Source organism: Xanthomarina gelatinilytica, assembly GCF_000348685.1.
GTDB classification, from domain to species: domain Bacteria; phylum Bacteroidota; class Bacteroidia; order Flavobacteriales; family Flavobacteriaceae; genus Xanthomarina; species Xanthomarina gelatinilytica.
The window spans coordinates 24,353-47,382 of record NZ_ANLA01000002.1; the positions used below are offsets into that span (position 1 = coordinate 24,353).

Consider the following 23,030-nt stretch of genomic DNA (forward strand, 5'->3'; position numbering starts at 1 on the left):
CTTTACTTTAATATAATTTTTTGTGTTTTTTGGAGACCATTGCTTAAAGTGGCCCTTACAATATAAGTGCCATTGGAGAATGAAGGGTTGTTTATAATAAGTTCCTTTTGGTTAACACTCATATCTTGATACAGGATACGACCTAAGACATCAAAAATAGAAATGGTTTTAATTTGCTCCAGTTCAGAAGTAACTTTAATAAAATTGTTATTTGGTGCTGAAATGAGTAAGCCATTCAACAGGGTTTCTTCTGTAATGTTTAAAGCATTATTGGTGTATCGTAAAATAAATCGATTGTTGAAAGTCCCAATGTTTGAATTAAAACTGTAAGGGGTATTTCTTAAATCGTGAATGATGTTTAAATAAGTGTCTTCTAAAAAGATGTCCTGGTTAGTATTGCTAAATAAACCATCTATTGAATTTATGGCAATGGTATAGTTTCCGTTTTCAGGAATTACCAGTCCTAAAGGAACAGTATCACTTACATCAAAAGGAAGACTTCGACCTTGAATGGACATTTTGTCTTCATTGATTAAAGAGTAGAATCTGATGGAAGTTTTACTTAAATCAAAACCATCAAAAAGTCTATCTTCACCATTGGTGGCGTTTTCAACATAGCCAACTAAAATGGAATTGGCATGATTGTTAGGTGCAATTAAATCCAACCAAATCCTGTGCCTTTCAATAGTATTTCTGTTTACATGAGGTTTTGGTCTTTGCATGACTCTGAAAAATTCATTGTTTGCGTAAGGAGAAGGATTCAGTGGATCTGTATCGTCGTAACGCATGTTGTTGTTGAAAACGACACTGGACCCAGTTGTTGATGCATTATGGTCCATAAGTACAAAAAAGGCTTGTCCAGAAGCTATGTTGCCGTTAAAACCTGGAGGATTAGCTCCTGTATTATTAAATGCTATATAGTTATTTGGATTATAATTATACACATAATCACCATAAAAAGGGTCATTGACTAAATTACTTGGTAAATTAAGATGGTTCCACAAATAAATTGTGCCTGTGATGGCAGGATTTGGGTTGTCTGTACTGATAATGCTGGCGTTTTGAGTTATAAACTTGGTAGCAGAAATGGATGAAGGATATGGGTTTCCTACCAAGTTCCAGTTATCATCCAATTCGGTTGCCATGGTATTTCCAGCTCCTGGGTAATCACCTCCACTATAATTGCCATGTGTAATGTTGTGAGAAATAATGCCATTTCTGGCAATACCAGTGAATTCGACAGTGTTTAAAGCAGGAGTTGTTTCTGGTGATGTTCCTGAAATACCTCTAACAATATACCCTTTTCCTGGTAACATTACTTCGGTAGTGTTTTGCCAAGTGCCATAATGACCGATGCCATTGCTGGCAACAGTAGGAATCCAGTTCCAAATTAGGTTATTGTTTGTGCCTGGTGAAACATTGGTGACGTTAAAACCATTTACAGGAGAAGACCAGTACACATAGTTTAAATTGGTAAGGCTATTTACATTTCGTTGCATTTGTATGTTGCCTACATTATTGTTAGGAGGCGAGTTGTTTATCTGAATTAAATTTCCGTCGTCCCTAATAATGATCTTACCATAAGGAGCTATGGCATCTTCAATATAAATATTGTCTGTTACAATTAAATTTGATTCAGAAGTTAATTCTAAATAGCCATTTGACATGACCCTCAAAGATCTGGCAAGTCCAGGAGGTGGAGGGGTTGGTGGCCCACCAATAACAATAGGAGAATTGTTGTTCGTTGTATTTAAGTCTGGAATAATAACGCAATCCGATGAGGTAGGTATGGCGTTATCGGACCAGTTGGCAGGAGTATACCAATCTGTATTGACGGTTCCTCTCCATACTTTTCTGTTTCTGGTAACAGTTACATCTGCTGCGCAGCCATTTTGATCTGTAGCTGTATAAGTTACTGTGCCATTTGGAGCTGCATAAACGGTATCTGTAAAACTTCCCGATATATATGCAGTAGTAAGTCCTGGGTCAGTGTATAGACCAGCAATTGGTAACCAGGTTATTTGAGGTGCTATAGGTGGTGAGTCTCCAGTAATAATAATATCGTCTATCGACCAACTAAACAAATCGAATGAATCTCCAGTAAACCTAAACCTAAAATAAAGCGTATTATTACCATCTTCAGCTGAAACATCAACATTTCGAGTTTCAGTTAAATCAGGTGGGTTTGCATAAGTATATCGTGGTGTCCATGTTGTCCCATTTGATGACGTTTCCAAAAATATTGTAAAATCTGTTCCAAATTGCCATAAATCCTGTTTAAAGCTTAACTGTAGATTTGTATAACCAGTAATTGGTATAGCTGGAGATGAAAGAGACCATGAAGTAATATTGCTTCCGGTTGTCCAATCTAACATGGCTTCATTTGTTGTTCCGCCTGCATTATTTGAATTGGATATTATCCATTGTGCACTTGCTGCACCATTTACTATATTCCAACCTGCTGGAAAAGAGGCACCATTAAAATTTTCTGAGAATATTGTAGCTGTACTTCCAGGATTTCCAGAAGAACTCGCTAAAAGTTGAGAGTAATTTAATGTGCAATTATCTGCACCAATTGGGTCTAGAGTTTGGGTAATAGACATATTGCACAAAATATTACAGGTAACATCTGCTGTCCAGCCACTTTCTCTAACACTTCCATCACTTGTAAAAACAAAGGTTAAACTGCCAGAAGGATCTGTTGAAGTATATGGTCCAGGCAGAGCAGTTGTTAAGTTTCCTGAAAGCGTGGCTAAAAGCGGCGCAGTTGCATCAGGACCATTGTAAACTAAAAGCACATCGTTGTTAGCTTGGGTGTTAAAATCACTAAAAGTAACAGTTACTGCATCACCAATGTTAATTGGAGCAATAACAGTTGTTTCGTTTTCATTGTTTCCATAATTTCCTGCGCCACCACCACTATCGTAGAATGTATCACCACAAGTTGGAGAGATGGGAGCACAAGTAATATCGGCAGCCCAACCAAGACGAGTGATAGAGCCATCACTTGTAAAAACAAATGTTAGAGCGCCAGTGGGGTCGCTTGATGTGAAGGTGGGAGGGAGTGTATTTCCTGTAAAAGCCCCTAATAGAGGCGAGCCTGTGTTAGGGCCATCATAAATAGTTAAAGAGTCACAGCAAGATTCAATATCAAAAGCCGTAAAAGTTGCAGTAATAGTTGTGCCTGCAATATCAGGAACAAGTGTTGTTGTTTGGTTTTGATTATTGAAATAGTTTCCTGTTGCACCACCACTATCATAGAATGTAGTACCACAAACGGCAGGAGGAACATAAGGTGCGCATGATATACTAGCTTCCCAACCGGCATGAGTTACAGAGAAGTCACTATCAAAAACGAATGTTAATGCGCCAGTGGCATGTGTAGATGTAAATGGGCCAGGAATGGTTGTACCATTAAAAACACCTAATAGTGGCGATGCTGCATCAGGTCCATTATATATGTATAAATCGTCAGCAAATTCTACATCAAATAGTGTAAAAGTAACAGTAACAGCATCACCAGCTGTATCTGGGAAAAATGTTGTGGTCTGAAACTCGTTGTTAGAATAATTGCCACCAGCACCACCACTATCATAGAAGGTAAGACCGCATGTTGGAGGTGTTGGAGGAGGTGTACATGAAATATCACTAGCCCATCCACTTGCAACACCAGAGGCATTACTGGTAAATACAAAAGTTAACGCTCCAGATGGATTAAGAGCATTAGTAGAAGAGAAAGAAGAAGGAGCTCCAGTAACTGTTCCTAATACTGGAAAAGATGCATTGGGACCATTGTAAACTGTTAAAATATCACCAGTATTAACATTAAAAGTAGTGAAATCTACGGTAACAGTTCCACCTGCAAAGTAAGGATAAATAGTAGTTGTCTCTGTTTCATTATTGTTATAATTGCCTCCTATGCCTCCAGTGTCATAAAAATTACTTCCACAAATAGGTGAATTTTCACAAGTTGTAGTGCCAGTTCCACCTGTTTGTTGAAAAGTGATATTGCCTTGTGTACCATTGTAATTAGTTATTAAAACGACATAAATCTGTCCTTGTAGTGCGTTTGTAATGGACATGGTTTCTGTTGGGGCAATATCAAAACTACAATCAGTTATCTGATCTGGAGCATAAGGATAAAACGTTGGGTTTGTAGTGTTGTTAGGGCAAGTTGGACAGTCTGTAAAAGATATATTAGCATTGGCATCGTTTATATCTATGAAAGGTCCCCAAGCTATAAAATCCACATCAATGGGTGTTCCAGCTGTATTTTCCTGAGATATTGTAAAAATAAGATTGCCAGGGTTATCAATCTGCATAAAGAAATATGCGGCATTTGGTGTAGAGCCTAGACATCCTACAGGACTTGTACTAGTTCCTCCATAGACATTTGGAAACAATAATTGAGATGTTCCAGAGCAAAACTGTTCAGCAGATAATACATCTATGCCTTGTGAATAATTTTTACTTATAAAGATACAGAAAGTAATAAAGAGTATGATTTTTTTCATTTTAATTAATTCATTAGAGGGATTCATAATTACAGAAAACTAGCAAATTGCCAGTCTGTAAAACTTTCAATACCATTTACAGTATTGGTTGTTTTAACTCGCCATTTAAAGCATTTGGTGTTGTATTCGGCAAATGTTAAGTGGAGTTTTCCAATAGGGTGTTTTGAAATATCTTTAATTGGTTTTAAAATTTTTTCAGAACGATCAGTACCATCAAGACCATTCCAGCATGCATTTAAAGGTTGAATTTCAATTTCTAATTTTGTATTGGTTCTGTAGGAATAAGCTGAATAATCCCAAGTAATTTCAATATCTTTAATTTTAGAGTTTTCAATTTCTATCATTTCAGATTTAATAGTAAACTCTTTTGCATTGGATTGTGTCTGCCCAAATCCTTCTAATGAAAACAGTGATATAAAAATTATTAAGTAAAAAACCTTGAAGGGTTTAACTAATGACAATAAGCCAAGCAGAGTGTCTTTTTTTTTCATATGCTATTAATTTCTTAACAAGTATGTTTTACTTGTTTTATTATTAGTTAGGGAACATAAAGTCGCACTTAAGTGCTTCTTGTTAATAACATAAATTGAGCGTGTAGATTCTGGGAAATCTTTATAATGTATTATTCAATATATTTTTACAAAATAAATATTGATTACGCATAAAATTAACATTTAAAATGTTGAAATCAATAATGATATCTTGTTTTTATTAAATAATTATTAACATAAAAATAAATATTTTATTCAGCCAATATATGAACCAAGGGCCTTTTCGATAAAATGTACTAAAAACAAGACAAGATGGGTTGATTAATGAAAATAAAATCAATTTTGTAAACCCTGATTTAACAATTAGCTATTGCTATATTTGTAATTGGTAAAATTTAAAGTTAAGCTATAGGTGTATTTCATTAAAGATCAAGAGAACATTCATGTTAGGGAACAGGTTTTTATTAAACCAGATTATTTAAACCATCCATTTATTTCGGGTAATAAATACAGAAAGTTAAAATATAACATTCTTGAAGCACAACGGTTTCAAAAAACAAGATTATTAACTTTTGGTGGCGCTTATTCCAATCATATTGCTGCAGTGGCAGCTGCTGGATCCGAGTTTGGTTTTAAAACGATAGGAGTTATTAGAGGTGAAGAATTGGTAGCTAAAGTCGCTGACAATCCAACCTTGTCTTTTGCAAAAAAGCAAGGGATGCACTTTCATTTTGTGTCAAGGGAATCCTACAGACTTAAAGCTACAAATGATTTTATTGAGTCACTAAAATCCAAGTTTGGGGATTTTTACCTTATTCCAGAGGGAGGCACCAATACATTGGCTATAAAAGGTTGTGAAGAAATATTAACAGAGAATGATAAAAATTTCGATTTCATATGTTGTTCAGTAGGAACTGGAGGTACTATTAGCGGTCTTATAAATTCAAGTGGTTCCTCGCAGAAAATTCTTGGTTTTCCTGCTCTTAAAGGTGAATTTTTGAAAGAAGAAATTAGTAAGTTTGCAAATAATCCCAATTGGGATTTAATTTCGGACTATCATTTTGGAGGTTATGCCAAAATAAATACCGAATTAATCAGTTTTATTAATGAATTCAAAGCTCAATATGGTTTGCCTTTAGATCCGGTTTATACTGGAAAAATGATGTATGGCGTTTTCGATTTGATGCGTCAAGGATATTTTCCGAAAGGAGCTAAAATTTTAGCCATTCATACAGGTGGCTTGCAAGGAATTCAAGGAATGAATGATGCATTAAGAAAAAAGAAATTACCAATACTTAATTAAAGATTGATGAAAAAAATTATATGGCTTTTGGTTGTTAGTATGTTTGTGTTTAGTTGTGGTTCAAGTAAAAAAACAAGTTCCAAGCGTGTTAAAGGCAGTACAAAAACGGAACGGGTTGTAAAAGATACCAGGACCAAACCAAATAGTCCAAAAGAAACACCCAAAGAAACAGTGGTAATTGAAAAAACTCCAGAGAGAGTTCCTACTTCCACAGATGATTATATAGCCATTTTTGCTCCTATTGCTCAAGAAGAAATGCGTTTATATGGTATTCCTGCCAGTATAACCTTGGCTCAAGGAATTTTGGAATCTGCTTCTGGTAAAGGGCGTTTGGCTGTGGAAGCCAACAATCATTTCGGGATTAAATGTCACGAATGGACTGGAGCTAGAATTTATCATGATGACGATGCCTCTCAAGAATGTTTTAGAAAATACAACGACGCTAAATATTCGTACAGGGACCATTCATTGTTTTTAACAGGAAGGTCCCGTTACCAAAAATTATTTCAATTAAATATTAACGATTATCAATCCTGGGCCAAAGAATTGCGTGCAGCAGGTTATGCTACCGATAGAAGGTATCCAGAAAAACTTATCAGTTTGATAGAACGCTATCAACTTTACAAATACGATGAAGTGGTTACTGGCCAAACAGCTTCTAGAGTAGCTGTTAAAGCAGAAGATACCCATATAATCATTAAGGGTGACACCTTGTATTCTTTGTCCAAAAGATATCAAACAACAGTCGAAGAACTAAAAAGATTAAACAATTTAACCAGTAATGATTTAACTATAGGCGAGGTCTTAATAGTAAAATCCAATTAATAGTACATATGTTATACAAAAGAAGCAGTGCTTTGTTTGCCGAAGCAGAAACGGTTATTCCAGGAGGTGTCAATTCGCCTGTAAGGGCTTTTAAAGCTGTTGGGGGAACTCCAATTTTTATAAAAAAAGCAATGGGAGCCTATTTAATTGATGAAGATGACAATCAATACATAGATTATATAAATTCTTGGGGACCCATGATATTAGGTCATGCTCACAAACCGGTTGTGGATGCAGTTATTGAGAAAACAAAGCTTGGGACTTCCTTTGGAACTCCAACGGAAATAGAAACAAAAATTGCTCAATTGGCTGTGTCCATGGTTCCAAATATTGAAAAAATTAGATTTGTAAACTCCGGAACCGAAGCTTGTATGAGTGCCGTAAGGCTGGCCAGGGGTTATACTGGAAAAGACAAAATAATAAAGTTTGCTGGTTGTTATCATGGTCATAGCGATTCGTTTTTAATTCAAGCAGGAAGTGGGGCCGTTACTTTTGGAAGCCCAAATAGTCCTGGCGTTACTAAAGGTACAGCTCAAGATACTTTGTTGGCAACCTACAATAATATTGCCCATGTTGAAGAGCTTTTGGAAGCTAATAAAGGTGAAATTGCCTGTGTGATTTTAGAGCCTGTTGCAGGAAATATGGGATGTGTACCACCAAAAGATGGGTTTTTAAAAAAACTGAGAGACCTATGTACAGCACATGATGTACTGTTGATTTTTGATGAGGTCATGACCGGTTTTAGACTTGCAAAAGGTGGTGCTCAAGAACTCTATGGGATTCAAGCAGATCTTGTTTGTTTTGGAAAAGTTATAGGAGGAGGTTTGCCTGTTGGTGCTTTTGCAGGGAAAGCAGAGATTATGGATCATCTAGCACCTTTGGGGCCAGTGTATCAAGCTGGAACTTTAAGTGGAAATCCATTGGCTATGGCAGCTGGACTCGCCATGCTTTCGGAATTAAATCAGGATAAAGATATATATGCCCGTTTGGCTGACAAAACCGCATATTTGCATAAAGGATGTGCCGAAGTCTTGAAAAAACATCGCATTTCACATACCATAAATCGTGTTGGTTCCATGATTTCCATACATTTTTCTGAAACTGAAGTGGTTGATTTTGATACGGCAGCCGAAGGAAACAACGCTCGCTTTAAAGCTTTTTTCCATGGCATGTTAAAACAAGGAGTTTATATAGCACCAAGTGCTTTTGAAACTTGGTTTATTACAGATGCTTTAACTTACGACGACTTAGATAAAACCATTGTTGCATGTGATAAGGTATGCAGTGAGCTATAAAAAAAAGCTATCTAATTTGTTTAGATAGCTTTTTTTTTAATTGTTTTTTTGCTCGTTCATGCTAGCTTTCTTTTTATTGTGCATTCTTTTTTTTCGATGTTCTTTTTTCTCTTTGCTCATTTTTTCCCATTTAGCATATTGGTCTTCATTAAGAATCTCTTTCATTTTTTTCTTCATTTCAATCTGCTTGTCAAGCATGTCGTTTTTCATTTGAAGTTTTTCTTCTTTGGTCCATTCTTTTTTAGAGGCCTTGCCTTTATTTTCATTTCTTCTTAGCTCTTGCTTTTCTTTTCTTGCTTTGGCATTTTCAAGATGTAATTGTTCCACTTGTTTTTGTTGAGATTCATCTAAATCTAAATCTAACGTAAGCTGCTTGGTTTGTAATTGAGCTATTTCTTCAGGCGTGTAATCCTGCATGTTTTGTTTGCTCAGCATTTTTTCTTGTGCTTGTGTCAGGCTTGCTATGAATACCAATGTGATAAATGCGATTGCTTTCATTTTAATTATTTTTTATGTTTATGATAATAAGACTCTTAAAACACAAAATGGTTTAATTCCTTTAGAAATTTGCTTCCTAAAAGATAGTTCCAATAATAAAATAAAAGAGAGATTTTAAAACCTATAAGGTATTTAAATAATCCCTCACTAAATCGTAGCCTTCTGGGTGCATCATGGTAGTGCCAATTAAAGGCATGCTAACGCCACTGAAATACATGGACATTCTTGCATCAATATTTAATTTGGATTCAAAAATATAAGAGTTGGCAAAAGGGGTCTCATAAGAGAGTCTTAAGTAAGATTGGTCGCCACAAAAACCACCATCGCTATGGCAATGTGCGCAATTCATGTCAAAATAAGCTCTGGCACGTTCTTCCAAAGTATAATTTACAGCATCTTCCCAATTTGGTAACACAGAAACTTGAGATGCATCGGTTAAACCAGTTAGGTAATTGTTGGAAATCCAATTTTCCAATTGGTTATTACCATTTAAAGCTCTAAGTCTGGGGCCTATAGGTGTAATAACATTGCTGCTGTTGTGACAATCTATGCAATCTTGCGCCGAAGGGATAACATAATCCACAGTTTGAGTATTTCCGTTAGCATCTAAATAGTTTACAGGTACATTGCTGGTGGTATTGTCTAATACGGCATCGGTTTGCTCGGCATTCCATTTATAATTGCCCAATTCCCAAACACCATTTTTCTTGATTAAAATACGGGTTTCAATAAGTTGTTTTCCTAGGGTTGCATCTCTTTCATCGTTAAGGTAATAAAATGTTTTTGCCATAACCGTGTTATCTGGAAAGATAGGGAAACCATCATCCACATATTCCATGGATGTGCCTTCAGGAAGCGCCAGGAGCCTTTGTTTATGGGCATAATCTGTAAAAAGGGTTGTGTTTAGGTTGTACACAAAAGCCCGATCGCTTGGTGTTAAATCGTTTAAGTTTTCAGTAAACAAATTAAGTTCAGATAAATTAGGCAAAAATTCTGGAACGACTTCAGGTGTTGGTTCTGGTGGTATTGGAGAATATATTGTATCGTCTGCTTCATCGGAGCAAGACAGGAAAAATAAGCTAATGGTTGCAAAATAAAGAAGCTGTTTCATAGTATGATTATGATGTTTGGAAAAGTGAAAATAGTAAAAATGTTTTATTGACAAATAAAAATGTCGATAAAAATCTGATATTTACTGTGTAAGCTTCGTCAAATCTGTTTTTTCAGCATCATATCATTTTCCATATTATCACTGGACTTAGTTCAATAACTTTGGAATAAAATACTATTTTTGCCTCATGCAGCATCCTATTAAACCGTATATAAACGAGCATGTTTTTGAACAAGTCTTAAAACTTTTAAACCACGATCGTTTAACGGTTAAAGTAAAAAGTGAACGAAAAACCAAACATGGAGATTACAAGCGTTTGCCCAACGGAAATCATGAAATTACGGTTAATTCCAATTTAAATTCGCATCGGTTTTTAATCACCTTAATACATGAGATTGCTCATTTTGAAGCTTTTAATACTTATGGCAAATGGATTAAACCACATGGAAAAGAGTGGAAGCATACGTTTCAAAGGTTGATGCTCCCTTTTTTGAATCCTCAAACCTTTCCTAAGGATTTATTGCCGCTTTTGGCCAAACATTTTAAAAACCCTAAAGCAAGTAGCGATACAGATGCAGCTTTATCCCTAGCTTTGAAACAGTACGATGCTCCAAACGATAAAACCTTTGTGTTTGAAGTCCCAAATGGCGCCTTGTTTAAGTTGTACAACGGTAAAGTTTTTAAAAAGGGAAATACAAGAACAAAACGCATAGAATGTATTGAGATAGATAGCGGAAAATTGTATCTTTTCAATCCGAATGCTGAAGTGGAGTTAATGGATTTATAAAACAAATCCTTTACATTTTGTCAATAGACAAGGTTTAAGGGAATGAAAATAACATATTCAATGAATAAAAATTATTATGCCATCTTAATGGCAGGAGGAGTCGGTTCTAGATTCTGGCCTATTAGTACACAAGAGTTTCCTAAGCAGTTTCATGACATGCTGGGAACTGGCGACACACTCATTCAAAAAACCTTTCAACGTTTATCTAAGCTTATTCCAAAAGAGAATATTTTTATATTAACCAACGAACGTTATAACGATTTGGTCTTTGAGCAACTGCCAGAGGTTACCAAGCGTCAGGTGGTCTTGGAGCCTGCCATGAGAAACACAGCACCATGCATTTTATATGCTGCATTAAAAATACAGAAAGAAAATCCAGATGCTGTAATGATTGTGGCACCCAGTGACCATTGGATAGAAGACGAGCAGGCCTTTACTGATAATGTGCAACAAGCCTTTGATTATTGCTCAAAAAATGATGCCTTAATGACTTTGGGTATTAAACCTACTTTTCCAAATACTGGTTATGGGTATATAGAATACAATACCACTTTTGAAACAGACATAAAACAAGTAAAACAGTTTAGGGAAAAACCAGATTACCAAACTGCAAAAAAATTCTTGGAACAAGGCAATTTCCTATGGAATGCAGGTATTTTTATGTGGCATGTAAAACATGTGGTAGATGCATTTAAAAAGAACCAAGAGCAGTTATATAAACTTTTTGAAAAAGGAATTCCTGTATACAATACCGAAGATGAAGTTCATTTTATTAATGAAAATTATGAAAAAGCAGAGAATATTTCGGTTGATTATGCCATTATGGAAGCTTCAAAAAATGTGTATGTTATTCCAGCCACTTTTGATTGGAACGATTTGGGAACTTGGGGAAGCTTATACGATAAATTGGAAAAGGACCAAAACCAAAATGCCATTGTAAATGCCAGAACTTTATTGGAAGATGCTTCAGGAAACATGATAAGGACCCAAAAAAACAAAGTGGTTGTAGTGGATGGCTTGAACAATTATATCATAGTTGATAAGGACGAAGTGTTGCTTATTTACCCAAAAGCCAAGGAACAAGATATTAAAATTGTGCTCAATAAAGTAAAAAACATCTTTGGGAACTCTCTGGGATAAGCATAAAAAATACCTAAAAGAAAATATTAAAATATATGCTTCAATAATATATATTTACATCTTGTATAGAGGTTTTAACTAACAAAACATGGAAGAAAACAAATTTAATTTTTCTGAAGAAGAAGCTAATAAAAATCAAACTTCAGAGCACGCTAAAAAAGATCAAGCTGTTGAAGCTTCTAAAGAGGCTGTAAGAAAAGATGCTAAAGGACTGTTTCAGAATATTAAAAAGTTTTTAAATGAACTTCTCGATTTTAGGGACGATACAGATAGAGATGAAACTATTGAAGCTATTAAAAAGGACATTTCTTTTAAAGGGGCAACAGCTTGGATATTGGTTTGTTCTATATTTGTGGCTTCCATAGGTTTAAATGCCAATTCTACTGCAGTGGTTATTGGAGCCATGTTAATTTCTCCATTAATGGGTCCTATTTTGGGTGTTGGTCTTTCGGTTGCCGTTAACGATATTGATACCATGAAAAAGTCGTTGATAAACTTGGCCATCATGATTGTGTTGAGTTTGTTAACAGCATTTTTGTTTTTTTGGTTGTTTCCATTAAGTGAAGATACTTCTGAGCTTTTAGGAAGGGTAAAACCAGACATACGAGATGTTTTAATTGCCTTTTTTGGTGGTTCGGCATTGATAATTGCTAAAACAAAAAGAGGTACCATTGCTTCTGCCATCTTTGGTGTAGCCATTGCAACAGCTTTAATGCCACCTTTGTGTACAGCAGGTTATGGCTTGGCAAAGGCAAATTGGCCTTACTTTTTTGGAGCCATGTATTTGTTTATTATCAATACCATATTTATCGCTCTGGCAACGTTTATTATTTTAAAAGCTTTACGTTTTCCAATGCTAAAATATGCCAATTCCAAAAAAAGAAAACGTATAGCAAGAATTGCGTCTGTTTTGGCAATTATAGTTATGGTTCCTGCTGTATGGACCTTTGTGGAAGTTTTAAAGGAAAGTAATTTTTATGCCGACGCCAGAAATTATGTGGATAAAGAGTTAAGTGGTTTGCCAGATTATGAGTACATAAAAAAGAACATTATTTATAAATACGACAAAAACGAACCTTATATAGTCTTTAACACCTATGGTTTGAACGAAATGCCACAGTCAACCATCGATTTGCTAAAACATAGAAAAAATGCTTATCCGGCTTTGGCAAACACCAGGATAGTTTTCAATCAAAGTAGAGGCGATCAATTCGACAATTTGAAATATATGGAGCAAATTAGATACAGGGATTCTGTGGATTTAATTTCCCAAACCCAAAAAATTGAATTCCTGGAGAACCGTGTCAAAACGCTATCTGCATTGGAAAAAAACACCATCCCTTTTAATGATGTGGTTCAAGAAGTGAAAATAAATTACGAGAATATTTCAGCCTTTAGTTATGCCAATTTAATTAGGACCAATTTTAAAACCGTTGATACCATTCCAGAATTTTTAGTGGCTTGGGACAGTGAAAAATTAAAAGAAAAGGACATAGCCAAAGAGCAAGACAAACTGGAACGTTGGTTAAAAGTTAAATTAAAACTGGATACTTTGGTGGTTAAACGTACCAACTAGTTGGTTGGAGGTTTAGAGAGATAAACACCATTCATTTATAAAAAGTCAATTAAGGTTTATTGCCTTTCCTCTAAATACATTTGGCGTACTTTTTTGAAAAGTTCAGAGGAGTAAACAAAATCGGTTACCACTTCGTTATCGGTTTTAAATATGGTTTCTTTGGAGCCTTCCCAGGCTTTTAGACCATCTTTTAAAAACACAATTTTTTCACCTATTTGCATCACAGAGTTCATGTCATGCGAATTAATGATGGTTGTAATGTTGTATTCGTCTGTAATCTCATGAATTAAATCGTCTATAACAATGGCAGTTTTAGGGTCCAATCCAGAGTTGGGTTCGTCACAAAACAAATACTTGGGTTTGTTAACTATTGCTCGAGCAATAGCAACCCTTTTTTGCATACCTCCAGAAGCTTCACTGGGCATTTTGTTGTGTGCATCGGCAAGATTTACACGTTTTAGTACAAAATCTGCACGATCTTGCATTTCACTTTTACTTTGTTTTGTGAACATACGTAACGGAAACATAACATTTTCCAAAATTGTCATGGAATCAAACAAGGCACTGCCTTGAAAAACCATTCCCATTTCGGAACGAAGGTTTCTTTTTTCATCGGCATCCAATTCAGAATATATTTTACCATTGTAAGAAATACTGCCTTCTTCGGGTTGGAACAAACCTAACAAACATTTTAAAAACACGGTTTTACCAGAACCACTTTGCCCAATGACCAAGCTGGTTTTTCCTTTTTCAAACGTGGTTGATATGCCTTTTAAAATATGGGCATCGCCAAAAGATTTATGGACATTGTTTACTTCTATCATTAGCTTAGCAGGAGTTGGGTTAAAATATAATTTAAAAGGATAATAACCACACTTGTCCAAACAAAGGCAGTGGTACTAGCTTTACCTACCTCCAGAGCACCTCCTTTCATAAAAAAACCATGATAGGACGGAATGGTTGCCAATATAAAAGCAAAAACAATGGTTTTAATAAAGGCATAGGTAATATGAAATGGTATAAAATCCAACTGAATACCAGTAATGTAATCGTTTAAAGTGCTAAACCCTCCATAAATACAGGCAGCCATCCCTCCAATAATCCCCAAGAACATGGCAATGGAAATTACAAAAGGATACAGCATCAAAGCAATGAATTTTGGAAACACCAGGTAGTTAATGGCGTTAATCCCCATAACCTCAAGGGCATCAATTTGTTCGGTAACACGCATGGTACCTATGCTGGAGGTTATAAAAGAACCTACCTTACCAGCCATGATAATGGAAATAAAAGTTGGGGCAAACTCTAAAATAATGGATTGTCTGGTAGCAAAACCAACCAAGTATTTTGGAATAATGGGACTTGTGATATTTAAAGCTGTTTGTATGGTTACAACGCCTCCAACAAAAAACGAGATAAAGGCCACGATACCTAACGAGCCGATAATTAAATCGTCTATGTCTTTAAAGATAAGTGTTTTCATAACAGACCATTTGGTAGGCTTGCGAAACATATCTTTAATCATTATAAAATAAGCACCAATATTGTGTAGGTATTTCATATTTTAATTTGTAATTGCTAAAGTATAAAAAACTAAGACTTTTTTAACCTTAATTTTAAATTATGATGTTTTAAAATGCCTATTTTTGAACTTTAAATAGAATTCCTGTAATGAAAAAAATAGTTCTTGTACTTAGTCTCGCAATAATAAGCATTGCATGTAAGTCTCAAAATGAAACGGTTGTTTTAAACAATAAAATTCCGGTTGCTCAAGACAATCCAAAGTTAATCATTGGGATTGTTGTAGACCAAATGCGTTACGATTATTTAACGCGTTTTTATAACAAGTACTCTGAAGGTGGATTTAAACGCCTAATGCGTGAAGGGTTTAATTGTAAAAACAATCATTACAATTATGTACCTACTTTTACTGGACCTGGACATGCTTCCATATATACAGGAACCACTCCAAAATATCATGGTATTATAGCAAACAGTTGGTACGATAAAGAATTAAAGGACTATGTATATTGCGCTGGAGATTCTACCGTAAATTCTATTGGAACAGAATCTAAAGCAGGAAAAATGTCTCCACATAGAATGACTACAACAACCTTTGCAGATGAAAATAGACTTTTTACTCAAATGCAAGGAAAGACCATAGGTATAGCCATAAAAGATAGAGGTGCCATCTTACCAGCTGGCCATACAGCAAACATGGCTTTTTGGTTTCAGGGAAAAGATGAAGGACACTGGATTACCAGCTCGTTTTATACTGAAACATTACCAGATTGGGTAAAACAATTTAATGCATCTAACAAGGCAGCTTCATATTTAACTACTTGGGACACATTTTATGATATTGATAGTTATACAGAAAGTGGACCAGATTTAAATACATTTGAAGGAGGTTTTAAAGGTAAAGATACAGCTACGTTTCCCTACGATTTAAAGGCCTTGAGTAAGGACAATAAAGGTTATGATATTTTAAAAGCAACACCTCAAGGAAATGCCTTGACTACAGATTTTGCAATTGCAGCCATAAATGGAGAACAGCTGGGACAGGATGCGATAACAGATGTGTTAACAATAAGCTATTCCAGTACAGATTATGTTGGACATAATTTTGGTGTGAACTCTAAAGAAATTCAGGACACCTATATTCGATTGGATAAAGACCTTGAACGTCTTTTCAACGTTTTAGATACCCAAGTAGGAAAAAATGCTTATACCGTTTTTTTAACAGCAGATCATGCAGCTGTAGACGTGCCTTCTTATCTTAAAAGCACTGGAATACCTGCAGGATATGTGGATAATGACATGTATAAAGAGCGTTTAAATGATTTTATGGTTAAAACGTACCAAGCCTCAGATTTGATTGAGAATGTGAGTAATTTTCAGATTTTCCTAAATAAGGATAAAATAGATTTATTAGGACTTGATATTGCTCATGTGCAAGAGCGCATCGCTCAAGAGTTAATTCAGTATCCTCATATCTATAAAGTATATACGTCTTCCCAGCTAACAGCATCCAACTATGTGGATGGCATTGAGAATTTGTTGGAAAAAGGTTATAACCAAAAGCGCTCTGGAGATGTATTGGTTGTATACGATCCTGCTTTTATATCCTACAGTAAAACAGGTTCCACGCATGGTTCTGGTTTAAACTACGATACTCATGTGCCTTTGTTGTTTTATGGTAAAGGCATTATAAAAGGCTCTACCTTACAAAGAACCGAAATTGTAGATATAGCTCCAACCATGTCTGCGTTGTTGGGTATTAGTTTTCCTAATGGTTCCATAGGTATGCCTTTGGAATTTGTTTTAAAAAACTAAGTTAAGTTTGTCTTAAGCCTTAGGAATTGGTTACTTTCTGTACAGAAAATAATTTTTAACAAGTTCTATATAGGCTTTTTTTGCTTCTTCTGGAGTAATGTTTTGCGTTTGAAAAAGCGCGTTTGTCTTAAAAGCCGTAATTAAAGGCTTGCTACTACTAGGTCTGCTGTAATCGTTTGTGGCTTTTTTGTAGTATGCGTATAAACGCAACAAAAAATCTGCTGGAAAAGGTTCTGTATATTCGTTGATGAGATCTACAGCTTCTTTAAATTCAATATCTAATTCTTCTGAAGTCATTATTTTTCAGCAATGATGGTTTCACCACCACGAACTTTTTGATTTAATTGTACTTTAATGTTTGTGTTCAAAGGTAGAAACACATCTACTCTTGAGCCAAATTTTATAAACCCAGAATCTTCACCTTGCAAGACCATTTGATCTATTTTGGCGTAATTTACAATACGCTTGGCTAATGCGCCAGCAATTTGCCTATGAAGCACTTTTCCAAAGCTTGCGTTTTCAACAACTACTGTGGTACGTTCGTTTTCTTCGCTTGCCTTAGGATGCCAGGCAACCAAATATTTCCCTTTATGGTATTTGCTGAACAATACTTTTCCACCAATAGGATAACGCGTAACATGAACATTGATTGGAGACATGAATATGCTTACCTGTAAGCGTTTGTCATTAAAATATTCTTTTTCAAACACCTCTTCAATAACCACCACTTTGCCATCTACAGGAGACACAACTGTATCGTCATTTCTATGGGTAAAACGTTTGGGATTTCTAAAAAATTGTAGAATTAAAATTAGAAAAACTAAAAAAACAATCATTAATAGCGTACTCAGCCAAGGAATAGTTACAAAACTATCCGTTAGTAGAAATAAGGCAACGATTACAATAAGTGTTACTAAAATGATTTTATGACCTTCTTTATGAAACATAATTTATAATACGTAAAAACAAATATATAAAAGGCGCAGCAAAAATAATACTGTCAAACCTATCTAATAAACCACCATGTCCTGGCATGATTATACCGCTGTCCTTAACATTGGCCTGGCGTTTAAACTTGGATTCTATTAAATCGCCAAGGGTTCCAAAGACACTTATGATGATACTTAAAATCAACCAATGGTTAAAACTTAAAGTTTCTGTAAAGGTAGCAATAAAATAACTTGCTACGCTAGCAAAAAACAATCCTCCTAAAAATCCCTCAACTGTTTTTTTTGGAGAGATGCTTGGAAACAATTTTTGTTTGCCAAAATTTTTTCCAACCAAATAGGCAAAGGTGTCGTTGGTCCAAACCAAAATAAAGGCTCCCAAAATAATTAATGGGCTAAAGGTTTGATGGTAATTGGCAATTAAAACCAAAAACACAAATCCACTGGAAAGATAAAAAGTGGTAATGATTATTTTTTTTGAAATGAACAAAGGGATGTTCTTTTCTGTAAACAGATCCTTAATTAAAAACAGTTGCACAAATATGGTAATGACCTGAAGTATTTGTGTGGCTTCTATTAAGCCATCGTTTGATTTCATTACAAATTGCCAGTAACCAAAAACACCATACAAAACGGTAAAGACTATAAAAGGAACAAACGATTTGTATTGAATGAGTTTTTTTAATTCGGCTAAACAGATTAAACCAAAGAGAAAAAACAACAGGATGAAAACATGTTTATTGTAAAGTGAAAAAACCAACAAAGAAACATATAAAAGCCCAGAAAAGGATCTTACCAGAATTTCTTTCATATGGTTGTAGTTGTTTTACTATCTAAAAAAAAGAAGATGTTTAAAAGCATGTTTAATTTTTAGAATAGGGTTGGTTTGTTATAAATCTTCTAATAAGAGCAAATATAAATTTTTTGAACTACTACCATAGGACATAAAGTCTTTTTCTTCTTGAGATTTAAAATGTTTTATGGTTGTAATGTTTGTAGGTATTTGTTTTTTGTTTTTGGATTTAATGCCTTTAAGCCCTTCACCAATATTTTCAACTATTTGGCTGGTTGTAGCAAAAACAATAAAGTTTTCTGGAAGTTCTTTCAATCTTTTTTCTGCTATTTGGTTAGAAGAGATTAGCAAAGAACCATCATCTGCAATTAAATTCTCGCAGGTGGTTAAAAAATAAGTGGCCTCTTGTGTATAAGTGGAAGTGGGTAAATTAAAATCTTTAAATCTATCTTTTAAATTAGAATCAAATAGAAGTACTTTTTTCTCTTCCCAATTGTTTTCTTGAATAATGTTGTTGAGAGTATGGTAAATCTCATCCAAATTTTCGCAGTACAAAAACTTGCCACCATTAGCCTTGAAGTTTATGGTAAACCTCTCATCTACGGGTAGTTTTATTTCCGGCATGTATTTGCCTCTTTCGTTGGACTTTAATTCTTCTTCTGATTTTTCAGATTTGGAACCAAAAATTTTTCTAAAAAGACTCATTTAAGTTTTAGCTATTAATCTAAGCATAGTAGGCTTTTTTTCAAATATAAAAAATCTTAAATTAACCATAGGGTCAATTTAAGATTTTTGCTTAACCTTAACAAATATATAAGAGATATTTTATTCTTCTTCTGTTTTGTTAAGTTCTTTGTTTTCTTTAACAGTTTCTTTCTTATTTTCAACAAGTTCCTCTTTTTCAAAAGGACGTTTGCCAAAAATCTTTTCTAAGTTGTCTTTAAAAATAACTTCTTTTTCAAGGAGTACTTCTGCTAGTTGCGTTAATTTATCTTTATTTTCAACAAGAAGCTTTACTGCTCTTTGATATTGTTCCTCTATAATATTAGAGATTTCTTGGTCTATTAACTCAGCTGTTTTTTCGCTGTAAGGTTTTGTAAAACCATATTCGTTTTGTCCAGAGGAGTCATAATAGGTCAAGTTTCCTACTTTGTCGCTTAAGCCATATATGGTAACCATGGCTCTAGCTTGTTTGGTTACTTTTTCCAAATCGCTTAATGCTCCTGTAGAGATTCTATCAAACATCACTTTTTCGGCAGCTCGACCACCTAAAGCAGCACACATTTCGTCCAGCATTTGCTCTGGGTGGACAATTAAACGTTCTTCTGGCAGGTACCAGGCAGCACCTAGGGAACGTCCACGAGGTACTATGGTCACTTTTACTAAAGGAGCAGCATGCTCCAGCATCCAGCTTACAGTTGCATGACCAGCTTCGTGATAAGCAATGGCTCTTTTTTCTGCAACGGTCATGATTTTGTTTTTCTTTTCAAGACCACCTACAATTCTATCTACAGCATCCAGGAAATCCTGTTTGTCCACTGCTTTTTTACCTTGTCTAGCGGCAATTAAAGCTGCTTCGTTACAAACGTTTGCTATATCTGCACCAGAGAATCCAGGGGTTTGCCTGGCTAAGAAGTCAATGTCCAGATCTTTGGCTTTTTTAAGAGGTCTTAAATGGACTTCAAAAATTTCTTTACGTTCACGAACATCTGGTAGGTCAACAAATATTTGTCTGTCAAAACGCCCAGCTCGCATTAATGCCTTGTCCAGCACATCTGCTCTATTTGTGGCAGCCAAAACTATTACATTGGTGTTGGTGCCAAACCCATCCATCTCTGTTAAAAGCTGGTTAAGGGTGTTTTCTCTTTCGTCGTTGGAACCGGAAAAATTGTTTTTTCCTCTAGCACGACCAATGGCATCTATCTCATCAATAAATATAATGGCTGGTGATTTTTCTTTTGCTTGTTTGAATAGGTCTCGAACTCGCGAAGCTCCAACTCCAACAAACATCTCAACAAAGTCTGATCCCGATAGCGAGAAAAAAGGTACCTTGGCTTCTCCAGCTACAGCTTTTGCCAATAAGGTTTTTCCAGTTCCAGGAGGTCCTACTAGTAAAGCGCCTTTAGGGATTTTACCTCCCAAAGAGGTGTATTTTTCAGGGTTTTTAAGAAAATCCACAATCTCTTGCACTTCTTCTTTGGCACCTTCCAGACCAGCAACGTCTTTAAAAGTGGTTTTAACCTCTGTGTTCTCATCAAATAGTTTAGCTCGTGATTTCCCTATATTGAAAATTTGGCCACCTGCACCACCTGCGCCACCACCAGACATACGTCTCATGATAAAGATCCAAACGCCTATTAAAAGTATAAAAGGAAGTAAGCCTATAATGAAATCTCCCCAAAGGTTTTGTTCGGTTTTGTATTCAATTTTAGGTTGTGGATCTAAATTTTCTTCTGCAATAACTTTGGAAATATCGTCTTCAAAATTTTGAAGGTCGCCAAATTCAAACTTATAATTTGGTAATTGAGTAGCAGATGGTAATAAGGAAGTAGGTTTGGATTTTTTATGAACCTCTTTTTGTTCAGCTTCGGCAGTTAAATATACTTTAGCTTCGCGCCTATTTACAATTTCTACTTTTTCAACATCTCCATTTCTTAAATAGGTCATAAATTGTGAAGGTGTTGTCAAGCTAGCATCTTGAAAACTACTTCCACTAAATAATTGCATAGTTAAGAAAATGACTATGATGATGCCATAAATCCAGTATGGACTGAATTTTGGTTTTTTAGGATTTACTTTTTTGTTATTTGCCATTAATATATTTTAATATTTTGTTTCAACTACTGTTGTCTTTGCATCTCCCCAAAGGCTTTCTATGTCGTAATATTCCCTAATGTGTTTTTGAAACACATGTACAACAATATTCACATAATCCATTAATACCCATTCGGCATTGTCTTCGCCTTCTATGTGCCAAGGTTTGTCTTTTAATTCTTTACTTACTTTTTTCTGAATGGAATTTACAATGGCATTAACTTGTGTGTTAGAGTTACCTTCGCAAATGATAAAGTAGTCGCAAACCGTGTTTTCAATATCCCTAAGGTCCAGAATGTTGATATCTTCTCCTTTTACATCTTCAATTCCACTTAAGATAGTTGCTATAAGCAAGTCTGCGTTAGATTCTTTTTTCGCCATTAATGATTTTTAATTTGTGCAAAGTTATTATTTTTTAGTTCTTTATACTTTAAAATTTTCATAAGATTTTTCAGTACGAATATAACCATTTATTATGCGTATAATCAAACTTAATGCCATCGATTCCACAAATAGTTATTTAAAGCAATTAAGTATGGAAGAGGCTTTGGTTGATAATACCATTGTGGTTGCAAACTACCAAACCCAAGGTCGTGGGCAAATGGGAACCGTTTGGCAGTCTGAAGGTTCTAAAAACCTTATGTTTAGTGTGTTAAAGGATGTTTCTTGGCTTCATGCCGATAAAGGTTTTTACATAAGCATGGTAACTGCGTTGTCTATAATCAAGGCTTTGGAACGGTTTTCAATACCCAAATTAAGGATTAAATGGCCTAACGACATTTTGTCAGAAAACATGAAAGTATGTGGTATTTTAATTGAAAATGTCATAAAACAAAATCAATTGAATAGTACCATCATAGGCATTGGGTTGAATGTTAACCAAACAGGGTTTTCCAATTTGCCAAAAGCCTCTTCTTTGCGTTTGATTTCAGGACAGGTTTTTGTTTTGGACGAGCTCATGCTTGAAATTGTTGCACAGCTTACAGAATATGTTGATGCCCTAAAAGCTGGAAAATATCAAGAGATAAAACATGCTTACGAAAAGCTACTGTTTAGAAAAGACAAACCTTCAACATTTAAAGATGCTGAAGGTTCCATGTTTTCAGGTTTTATTAAATCGGTTTCAAATTCTGGGAACTTACAGGTCTTGTTGGAAGACAATGTTGTAAAGGAATTCGATTTAAAAGAAATAAGTCTACTGTATTAAATAGACCCAGGAATGTTGCTGGCTAAGGTTTCAATAAATTTTGAAATAGGTCCTTTTATCATCATGGCCATCATGGCATTAAATTCGCCATGGAACAACAATTGTACGTCACTTTTTTCTTCGCCTAGTTCAGTAATTAAACCAGTTAAAGAAAAATCTATTTTTCCACCAGCTGCTCCCAAAACAATTTTGTTTGGAGCTATTAGCTCTTTCTTTTTTAAGACTATTTCTGGCATGCCTTTTAAAGCAAACAGGAAGGTGTCGTCACTTAAAACCTCAAATTTGCTAATGTTTTCAGGCATGAGCTTTTTAAAGTTTTTAATGTTAGATAAAAAATTAAAAACGGCTTCAGGTGATTTTTCTACTGTAACTGTTGGTGATTCTAAATTCATG

The 23,030-nt window shown here is 35.0% G+C and carries 21 protein-coding genes; 8 read left to right on the forward strand and 13 right to left on the reverse strand.

The window, feature by feature from the left end; genetic code table 11:
- Nucleotides 1-2 precede the first annotated feature (2 nt).
- Nucleotides 3-4,514, reverse strand: coding sequence for a CUB domain-containing protein (locus tag D778_RS00160; protein ID WP_162138283.1), 4,512 nt, complete (start codon nt 4,512-4,514; stop codon nt 3-5).
- A gap of 29 nt (nt 4,515-4,543) precedes the next feature.
- Entirely contained in the window at nt 4,544-5,005 is a 462-nt protein-coding gene (locus D778_RS00165; RefSeq protein WP_040491088.1) for a hypothetical protein, read from the reverse strand.
- A gap of 412 nt (nt 5,006-5,417) precedes the next feature.
- Here D778_RS00165 and D778_RS00170 point away from each other — a divergent pair, with 412 nt between their 5' ends.
- Genes D778_RS00170 through hemL form a run of 3 tightly spaced genes read left to right on the forward strand, consistent with a single transcriptional unit; the run spans nt 5,418 to nt 8,428 of the window.
- The gene (locus D778_RS00170) at nt 5,418-6,308 is read left to right on the forward strand and encodes a 1-aminocyclopropane-1-carboxylate deaminase/D-cysteine desulfhydrase (RefSeq protein ID WP_007646475.1); all 891 of its coding nucleotides are present in this window, start codon (nt 5,418-5,420) and stop codon (nt 6,306-6,308) included.
- Nucleotides 6,309-6,314: 6 nt separating this feature from the next.
- The gene (locus D778_RS00175) at nt 6,315-7,133 is read left to right on the forward strand and encodes a glucosaminidase domain-containing protein (RefSeq protein WP_007646477.1); all 819 of its coding nucleotides are present in this window, start codon (nt 6,315-6,317) and stop codon (nt 7,131-7,133) included.
- 8 nt (nt 7,134-7,141) lie between these two features.
- Complete coding sequence (gene hemL, locus D778_RS00180) at nt 7,142-8,428, forward strand: glutamate-1-semialdehyde 2,1-aminomutase (RefSeq protein WP_007646479.1); 1,287 nt, start codon at nt 7,142-7,144, stop codon at nt 8,426-8,428.
- A gap of 36 nt (nt 8,429-8,464) precedes the next feature.
- Here the strand turns inward: hemL and D778_RS00185 are convergent, their stop codons facing one another.
- Both D778_RS00185 and D778_RS00190 read right to left on the reverse strand, forming a co-directional pair.
- Nucleotides 8,465-8,926, reverse strand: a complete 462-nt coding sequence (locus D778_RS00185) for a hypothetical protein (RefSeq protein ID WP_007646481.1) — start codon at nt 8,924-8,926, stop codon at nt 8,465-8,467.
- A gap of 121 nt (nt 8,927-9,047) precedes the next feature.
- Entirely contained in the window at nt 9,048-10,037 is a 990-nt protein-coding gene (locus D778_RS00190; RefSeq protein ID WP_007646483.1) for a hypothetical protein, read from the reverse strand.
- A gap of 187 nt (nt 10,038-10,224) precedes the next feature.
- Between D778_RS00190 and D778_RS00195 the strand changes: the two genes are divergently transcribed.
- From D778_RS00195 to D778_RS00205, 3 genes are all read left to right on the forward strand, one after another.
- The gene (locus tag D778_RS00195) at nt 10,225-10,824 is read left to right on the forward strand and encodes a SprT-like domain-containing protein (RefSeq protein ID WP_007646485.1); all 600 of its coding nucleotides are present in this window, start codon (nt 10,225-10,227) and stop codon (nt 10,822-10,824) included.
- A gap of 60 nt (nt 10,825-10,884) precedes the next feature.
- Nucleotides 10,885-11,964, forward strand: a complete 1,080-nt coding sequence (locus tag D778_RS00200) for a mannose-1-phosphate guanylyltransferase (protein WP_007646494.1) — start codon at nt 10,885-10,887, stop codon at nt 11,962-11,964.
- A gap of 88 nt (nt 11,965-12,052) precedes the next feature.
- On the forward strand, nt 12,053-13,540 hold the full coding sequence (locus D778_RS00205) for a DUF389 domain-containing protein (RefSeq protein WP_007646495.1): 1,488 nt from the start codon (nt 12,053-12,055) through the stop codon (nt 13,538-13,540).
- 56 nt (nt 13,541-13,596) lie between these two features.
- On the opposite strand, the gene D778_RS00210 is transcribed toward D778_RS00205, so the two are convergent.
- Nucleotides 13,597-14,364 (reverse strand): ABC transporter ATP-binding protein, encoded by a 768-nt coding sequence (locus D778_RS00210; RefSeq protein WP_007646496.1) that lies wholly within the window; start codon nt 14,362-14,364, stop codon nt 13,597-13,599.
- Complete coding sequence (locus tag D778_RS00215; protein WP_007646497.1) at nt 14,364-15,101, reverse strand: MlaE family ABC transporter permease; 738 nt, start codon at nt 15,099-15,101, stop codon at nt 14,364-14,366. The genes D778_RS00210 and D778_RS00215 overlap by 1 nt, the downstream gene beginning before the upstream one ends.
- A 110-nt stretch (nt 15,102-15,211) precedes the next feature.
- Between D778_RS00215 and pafA the strand changes: the two genes are divergently transcribed.
- Nucleotides 15,212-16,876, forward strand: coding sequence for an alkaline phosphatase PafA (gene pafA / locus D778_RS00220; protein ID WP_007646498.1), 1,665 nt, complete (start codon nt 15,212-15,214; stop codon nt 16,874-16,876).
- Nucleotides 16,877-16,906: 30 nt separating this feature from the next.
- On the opposite strand, the gene D778_RS00225 is transcribed toward pafA, so the two are convergent.
- The 6 genes from D778_RS00225 to rsfS all read right to left on the reverse strand — a co-directional run bounded on the left by D778_RS00225 (nt 16,907) and on the right by rsfS (nt 21,811).
- The gene (locus tag D778_RS00225; protein ID WP_007646500.1) at nt 16,907-17,173 is read right to left on the reverse strand and encodes an acyl-CoA-binding protein; all 267 of its coding nucleotides are present in this window, start codon (nt 17,171-17,173) and stop codon (nt 16,907-16,909) included.
- Nucleotides 17,173-17,823 carry a phosphatidylserine decarboxylase family protein gene (locus tag D778_RS00230; protein WP_007646502.1) on the reverse strand — a complete coding sequence of 217 codons (651 nt, stop codon included), beginning with the start codon at nt 17,821-17,823 and terminating at the stop codon, nt 17,173-17,175. Before D778_RS00230 ends, D778_RS00225 begins: the two co-directional genes overlap by 1 nt.
- Nucleotides 17,813-18,634 carry a phosphatidate cytidylyltransferase gene (locus tag D778_RS00235; RefSeq protein ID WP_007646504.1) on the reverse strand — a complete coding sequence of 274 codons (822 nt, stop codon included), beginning with the start codon at nt 18,632-18,634 and terminating at the stop codon, nt 17,813-17,815. The genes D778_RS00230 and D778_RS00235 overlap by 11 nt, the downstream gene beginning before the upstream one ends.
- A 78-nt stretch (nt 18,635-18,712) precedes the next feature.
- On the reverse strand, nt 18,713-19,321 hold the full coding sequence (locus D778_RS00240; protein WP_007646505.1) for an LUD domain-containing protein: 609 nt from the start codon (nt 19,319-19,321) through the stop codon (nt 18,713-18,715).
- A gap of 120 nt (nt 19,322-19,441) precedes the next feature.
- Nucleotides 19,442-21,430 (reverse strand): ATP-dependent zinc metalloprotease FtsH, encoded by a 1,989-nt coding sequence (ftsH, locus tag D778_RS00245; protein ID WP_007646506.1) that lies wholly within the window; start codon nt 21,428-21,430, stop codon nt 19,442-19,444.
- Nucleotides 21,431-21,439: 9 nt separating this feature from the next.
- Nucleotides 21,440-21,811 carry a ribosome silencing factor gene (gene rsfS / locus D778_RS00250; protein WP_007646512.1) on the reverse strand — a complete coding sequence of 124 codons (372 nt, stop codon included), beginning with the start codon at nt 21,809-21,811 and terminating at the stop codon, nt 21,440-21,442.
- A 94-nt stretch (nt 21,812-21,905) separates the two neighbouring features.
- On the opposite strand from rsfS, the gene D778_RS00255 reads away from it, so the two are divergent.
- Nucleotides 21,906-22,637, forward strand: a complete 732-nt coding sequence (locus D778_RS00255) for a biotin--[acetyl-CoA-carboxylase] ligase (protein ID WP_007646513.1) — start codon at nt 21,906-21,908, stop codon at nt 22,635-22,637.
- Here D778_RS00255 and D778_RS00260 read toward each other — a convergent pair.
- Complete coding sequence (locus D778_RS00260) at nt 22,634-23,029, reverse strand: SRPBCC family protein (RefSeq protein ID WP_007646514.1); 396 nt, start codon at nt 23,027-23,029, stop codon at nt 22,634-22,636. The genes D778_RS00255 and D778_RS00260 overlap by 4 nt on opposite strands.
- Between the last annotated feature and the right edge of the window lies 1 nt (nt 23,030).